The following is a 7,076-nucleotide window of genomic DNA, read 5'->3' as shown; positions in this document are numbered from 1 at the left end:
TGCTGTGGCTGAAAAATCTGAAGATTCTCCCTGCTCAGCAGGATATTTTACGGCTGAAATCAGAAAAGGCGACACTGTTTGGACGTCTTTTGCAAACCCCGGATTATTCCGGAAAATTTTTGTTTCTTCTCCCTTGGAACCCGTGTTATCCATTAAAGGATTGACTCTTAGGAAAAGCGGAGAATCCGGGGTGACTTCAGTGCCGCTGTTTCATGAAATAAATTTCGGGAAAGGAAAAGTGTTTGTATTTTCAAATCCCATAATGTTCTCAAGCGGAAGAATATTCAAAAACATTCCCGAATTATGCTGGGCTTTCGATGCAATTGAAACTGACGGAAAAATTGTTTTAGGATTTGTGGCGGGTTTTATCTCATTGTTTCTTATGACTTTGTGTTCGGTTTTTTTCAAAAGTAAAGCATCAGCGACAACTGCTTTTATTTTAATATTCTACGTGAAGATTTTTTCACTTTTTTCTACACTAAGCCTGTCGGGTTCCGAACTGACGGTTTCGGTTCTTGCATTAAATGAAAAGGTGAGGACTGAGGTCTCATCAGAGATCTCAAAGTCGGGCGCGGTCATATTGTACGAATGTGAAGACTTGTTAATGTTTTCAGCAAAAAGGCATTTTGTGTCAAGTCAGTACGGAGAAGGAGTGTTTCTCTCGGTTGCGTCTTTTGGGGACAATTATGTCTACGATGAAAAAAACATCCCGGACAAATCGGCTTTTGCCAGAATATTAAGGTTTTGTCAAAGATGAATTTTTAAAGGAGGGAATTGATGAAAAAAACCCTGATAATAATAAAACCAAACGCCGTTCAAAGGGAGCTAATAGGGGAAATAATCACAAGATTCGAAAAAAGAGGCTTGAAAATAATCGCTCTCAAGCTGATTCAAATATCGAAAGAAACCGCCAAAAAGCACTACAAAGAGCACGAAGGAAAAGATTTTTACGATTCACTGATCAACTTTATTACGTCAGGACCTTCGGTTGTCATGGTTCTCGAAGGAGAGAACGGAATAGAAGTCGTTCGTAAGATGTGCGGTGCAACGGATCCCATGAAAGCAGAACCAGGAACTGTCAGGGGGGATTTTGGTATGAGAATCAGGCAGAACATAATACACGCATCGGATTCGGACCGTTCCTCGGCGAGGGAAATCGGCATATTTTTCACCGAAGACGAAATTGTCGAATACAAACTCGCAGCACGTTCCTGGATATAGTGATCTTACCAGCATTTTTACCCGTAGGGTTTTTCCTTTCATTTGATACTTTCGCGCCTCCCGTTTATGGTTTGCGCGAATTGAGTGTGAGTCCGATAGTCGTCAATTCAATTGTTTTTATTCCGGAGCTGACCGGCGTTGAAACTGATTTCAAAAATGGGCTCGTTTATTTTACGGATTCGATATTCGACACCGTTGTCGTTCAATATGTGCCGGTTTCAAGTGTCGCCGACAGCGTCTACAGAGCTTATCTTCCCCGTGTTTTCGAAGACACATCAACAGTTTATTACGGTGAGATTTTCGAAAAAGAAGAAAAAAAAGACGACATAAGCATAGGAGGAGAAAAGACTTTCGGTTTTGGCTGGTCCGGGACCGGGAACAGCGAAGTCAGACAGGACCTCGCTGTAAATTTCACTGGATTAGTAAGCGATTACTGGAAGGTGGGGGGATACGTAAACAGCGGAAGAAGCGGGGAACCGATACCCGTGGGAGATCTGGATAAAATATACATCACTCTCGAGTCTCCTGTCTTACAGGCTTCTTTGGGAGATATTGAAGAACAAAGAGATTTCGATTTCGCGGGAAGAATGTTCAGTGAGCTTCTGGGGATCAAAGGATCGCTGAAAAATGATAATTTGTCGGCGGAAGGTTTGTATGGTGAGCTCAAGGATGAATCTCAGGTGAAGATCGTTGAGCTAAAATTCGGATTTCAGGGACCTTACGTATTGATTGAAAGGAGGGAAAATAAAAACTTCGTACCCGGCAGTGAAAAAGTGTATTTGAACGGTATTCTTTTGCAGTCAAAGGATTACAGGATAGAAACAGTCTTTGGAGCACATATTACGTTTTCACCCGACGTGTCATTGAGTGATGGGGACAAAGCCATCGTTTATTTCAAAGCTTCGGGAAATTCTTTCAGGAGATTTTTTCATCTTGTATCCGCAGGGGCCGGTTACGGCGAATTTTACTTGGATTTTACGAGAGCCGGGTTCTCAGACGTAAAAGATTCGCCTTACGGTTTTACACTCAGCGATCAGACCGTTAGAATACTCGAATCTTTGGGAGATTCTGCGGACCTTGCATTTGTTGACGCTGGAATTTTCGTGGGCGAGGGAAACGGTTCCTACGATCTTGAGGAAGGAGTTTACGTTTTCAAAGGATACGGAAAAGGTTCTTACGAAGTTGCGTTCACAAAGGTTGACAGCGCATCGGGCGATTATATCTACGACGATGCGCTTCCGGGTTTCAGATACGCAGGAACCGGATCTGGAGATTACACGGCACAGGTGTCAGTCAGACCCGCACAAATGAGATCGGTCGAGACTGTCTCGTCGGGGTACGCTTCAGAAAGGCTCGAATTGAATTTAACAGGAGCAAGGTCATATTCAGACAGAAATCTGTTTTCATCCAGAGACGATTATGATAATGAAGGTTTCGGTTTTGGCTCAAACATAAGATTTTTAAGCAGCAGTTTTAATTTTGATGCCGAGATAGCTGTTCTGGACAGGAGATTCTCCTCTCTCGACGATTGGGGTCACAAATCGCCCGTTGAATACTTCTCCTCGCTGCTCACTCCCGGGGGAAAATGGGGCCGCGCAGGATTGAAAGGTTCTGTTTACGGTTTTTTATCGTTCGGAGGAGAGGCAGGATTTTTGGAAAACATTGATTTTTGCAAAGAGAGAACTGTTTTTACATTTGTGATTGGAAATTCCCGGAGAAACATATCGATCGCCAGATCGGATCAGACTGGAGACACTTCATCGGGTCCGGCTATCGGTACTGTTTCGACATCAGAGGACGTCACAACAATCGCCGGCGTTTTCGGTTTCTCGATTTTCGCACCTGATGTCATATTTTCGAGAGAAAACTCGGAAGACACTTCAAGATTTCAGACAGACAGGGTGAGAGGAAAATTGTTGTTGTTTTTTACCGATAAGTTCTCACTGTCCGCTTTCACGCTTTTAAGCAGGAAAGACATTATTCAGCAGGATTCACGATCGGCATTCATGAAGTCCAGGGAAACCGGATTTCAAGGCGAGTTTTCAGGAGAAAAAGTGTCGGCGGAATTATACGCATCGAAAAGGACGGAGAGTCCCGGAGAGCAGAATCCCGCCCCTGAACAGTCTTTTTATTTAGGTAAAGCAGCGCTCTCGCTTTTGTCAGGCGGAACTGTACTTTTAAACGCCGATTATTCACTCTCGAGAACGCGATATTTCACAAGAATGGCATTGTTCGAAGAAGTCAGAGAAGGAGAGGGCAATTACAGCTTCGATTCGATAGCTGGAGTCTACTATCCTGATCCTTACGGAAAATTCATCAGAAAATGGGCGGAAACAGGAGCGTCAATCCCTGTGACCGACGTATCTTTGTACACTTCTTTTTGTCCTGTGTATGGAGGATATTCTTTTCGTTTTATTGTTAAAGCACATGAAATTAACATTTCCGAGGACGCATTGAGAGTCGTTTTTTTTTCTTCGGAAAATACCATGAATGAAAAATTCACCATCAAAGGCTCGAGATTGTTGTCAGCCGGAGCCGTAAAAGAGCTGACGGCCGATGCAAGCGCCTGGTTTTCGTTTAAAATGGATAAAAACTTAAGTTCAGCCGAAGAGGGAGACCTTGTTAAAACCGAATGGTCCGTTTTGTCGGGTTATGAATACGACGCAGTAATCCGTTTTGAGGAGGAAATCTCGTACGGGCAGTTTTTTTCTGAAAAAATAACTTCTGACCAAAGAACAATTTTTGACGAAGTTAAATCCAGAACGCTGGCCGCGCTCGAAATTGGAGCATACGAACCGAGAATAGTTTTATCCGGCACTTTGAGAAACTACGGGGAACTGGTTAATTATCCGGGTATTGGAAAATTCAGCTTCAGAAGAGCAGACCTGTCGGCCGGCCTGTCTTATTCCGGAATCCTGAGGTCGGACGCTTCATTCGGATTTACTTACAATTATTATACGATCCGCTCGGCTCCCGCTGAGCTCAAAGCTATGGATTATCCTGGTTACGTATTTCACTGGGATCTGATATCGGATGCTCGCGTGACAGGCAATTTCAGGTTCTATGCCTCATACAGCGGCGAGAAGAGATTTGACGAGAATACTTATCAGAAGCTTTCGACCGGGATTAAACTGCTGTTTTAAAGTTGATGAATTTGTGATAAATTGTAAATAAACGGAGTACTCTAATGGATTTAGACAACAGAGAATGTTTCGAGATAATAGAGAAAATGGACACGGGTTTTGTCTTGCTGGATATACCGACAAAAAAAACTCTTCTCATAAACACTTACGCGGCGAATGTTCTCAACGCCTCCGAATATGCACCTTTGCTCAAAATTCTCGGACTAGGCGAACACAATTTGTCGAGAACCGAAAAAATTCAGAGAAAAGCTTACGTCGGTGAGATGATTCTGGGCTACACAGTCTATTCGATGCCAAAACAGCACGCGGCAATTCTCCTCAACGACATCACAGAGAAGGAGAGGCTTCAAAAAATCGCCGAAGCCACGGCGACAATGGACAACATCGGTTATATATTCACAGGATTTTCCCACGAGGTTGGAAACCCGTTAAATTCAATAAAAACAATCTCCAGCGTTTTAAAAGACAACATTCAGGATTTTTCGCAGGAAAAAGTATTGGAATATCTCGAGAGTATTTTGACTGAAATAAACAGAATCGAATACCTCCTGAGGATGTTCAAAGTGTTCAACGCATATGAAGACCTGAATATACAATCCGTCAACATGAGGCCGTTTTTCGATAAATTCACGAAACTAATAGAATCTGATCTTCTAAAAAGAAAAATCGAATACAAAGTGAGTTACAAAGCGCCCCTGATTTTTGCCATGACCGACATGAGAGCTCTTCAGCACGTACTTCTCAACGTCTTGACTAATGCGATGGATGCGGTTTTTGATATTGACAATCCTGAAATTAATATTGACGTCTCGAGCGCCGGATCGAAAATCGGTATTTCCGTAAAAGACAACGGAATAGGGATCGGAGAAGAGCAGAGAGGAAAGATCTTTTTCCCGTTTTACACGACAAAACCTAAAGGGACCGGAATGGGCTTGACAATAGTGAAGAACCTTCTTGTCAAAATGGGCGGCACTATAGATATGAGAAGCCTGGAAAGGGGAACAGAAGTAATGATTTACATACCAAAAAGCACTTGAGGAAGATTGGATAAAAGAACCCTTCTTGTAATAGACGACGACGAAATATTCCTCATGTCGCTTTGCGACCATTTCCGAGTCAGAGGAATGGAAGTGCTAACCGCAACGACGGGAAGAGAAGGTCTCGAAATCTGTTCGAAAGAGATAATTGATGTTGTCATACTCGATCAGAAACTTCCCGACGTCGAAGGGTACACAATTTGCGAAAAAATACTTAAAAACAACGAGAAAACGAAAATAATTTTTTCAACGGCTTTTCCGAGTTTTGAGAACGCAATGAAAGCTATAGAAGTCGGAGCTTTCTGGTATGTTTCCAAGCCGGTGAATTTCAAAGAACTCACTTTCGCTCTTGAAAAAAGTTTAAAACAACTGGACCTGGAACGGGGACTTGAAGACCTCAAATATCTTAAACAAAAAGAAGAAGACGGCCTTGAATTCATCGGATCTTCCATGTCCAAATCCAAAACAGACGAACTCATAGAGATTGCCGCGAGATCGGATTCCCCCGTACTGATAACAGGGGAAACCGGAACAGGGAAAACGCTCATAGCCAAAATTATACATAAAAAAAGCCGGAAAAGAGGGCCATTTGTAAGTGTGAACTGCGCTGCCCTGCCCGAAAATCTCGTAGAAGCGGAGCTGTTTGGATATAAAAAAGGCGCTTTTACGGGAGCCGACAAGGATAAAAAAGGTCTGTTCGAAGTAGCTCACGAGGGCACATTACTGCTCGACGAAATAGGCGAGATGCCGCTTGCCCTTCAGTCAAAACTCCTCGGCGTCATAGAAGAAAAGAGGGTCAGGAGGATAGGAGACGTAGTGACAAGAAAAACCGAAGCCAGGATCATTGCGGCAACAAATTCGGACATAGACGGCAACTCTTCGAAAAATGTTTTCAGAAAAGACCTCTATTACAGACTCAATGTCCTGAGGATTCATCTGTCCCCGCTGAGAGAAAGAAAAGACGACATTGTTGATCTGGCAGATTATTTTGTTAAAAACCTCTCGAAAGGAAAGTATTACAGGATTTCAGAAGAGCAGAAATCTCTCTTGTGCAGGTACGATTGGGACGGAAACATAAGGGAACTTAGAAATGTTATTGAGAGAGCGATGATAATCGCTGATGGACAGGAAGTTGAACCATCAAAAATATTGTTCTCTCAAAAAGAAAATGAAAAAGATGAGATTAAAAAAGAATTGTTCAAAGGCATCGCAATACTGGATCAAATTGAAAAAGAACACATAATCAAAATTTTCAATTACAATGAACGGAATATATCAAAAACAGCGAGAGATCTTGGAATTTCGCTTTCAACTCTTAAAAGAAAATTAAAGAGTTACAATTCATTGTAAATTAAAAACTGACTGAATCCTGATTATTAGAGAATTTTACTTGTTCGGGATAAAGTGTTTTTGTCTCTGTTTTTTTGCTTCATTTATATTTTCATAAAAATCAGCGAGTTCAAAATGATTGGGTAATATTGAACGGTATAATCATATTTTATCTAAAACTTGTTTAGCATTTTATACAACTAACAATATATAGAACGATATATATAACTTTTTCGTGGCACAGTTGTTGCTTATTCCAGCCACATGAGCAAAGTACTGATAGTTGACGACGAAGCGCTGTTTCTCAAGAGTCTATCGGACGGACTGAAGATAAACAAGAAGATGA

General features: G+C 42.0%; 5 protein-coding genes. All 5 read left to right on the top strand.

The genetic code is table 11. The features are described 5' to 3' along the window. On the top strand, positions 1 to 757 hold a 757-nt coding region (locus JXL83_06375; GenBank protein MBN2363737.1), incomplete at its 5' end, for a hypothetical protein. A 20-nt stretch (positions 758 to 777) separates the two neighbouring features. Beyond that, a complete protein-coding gene (gene ndk, locus JXL83_06370; protein ID MBN2363736.1) occupies positions 778 to 1,221 on the top strand; it encodes a nucleoside-diphosphate kinase in 444 nt (147 codons plus the stop codon). Positions 1,222 to 1,292: 71 nt separating this feature from the next. Continuing rightward, positions 1,293 to 4,364 (top strand): hypothetical protein, encoded by a 3,072-nt coding sequence (locus JXL83_06365; GenBank protein MBN2363735.1) that lies wholly within the window; start codon positions 1,293 to 1,295, stop codon positions 4,362 to 4,364. Between the two features lie 44 nt (positions 4,365 to 4,408). Further along, positions 4,409 to 5,401 (top strand): HAMP domain-containing histidine kinase, encoded by a 993-nt coding sequence (locus JXL83_06360; GenBank protein MBN2363734.1) that lies wholly within the window; start codon positions 4,409 to 4,411, stop codon positions 5,399 to 5,401. A gap of 6 nt (positions 5,402 to 5,407) precedes the next feature. After that, positions 5,408 to 6,751 (top strand): sigma-54-dependent Fis family transcriptional regulator, encoded by a 1,344-nt coding sequence (locus tag JXL83_06355; protein MBN2363733.1) that lies wholly within the window; start codon positions 5,408 to 5,410, stop codon positions 6,749 to 6,751. The last annotated feature ends 325 nt before the right edge of the window (positions 6,752 to 7,076 follow it).

The organism is candidate division WOR-3 bacterium (genome assembly GCA_016934535.1).
GTDB lineage: Bacteria > SDB-A > SDB-A > SDB-A > SDB-A > JAFGIG01.
Note: the sequence above shows the minus strand (reverse complement) of the source record. Positions and strands in the feature narration are given on the sequence as shown.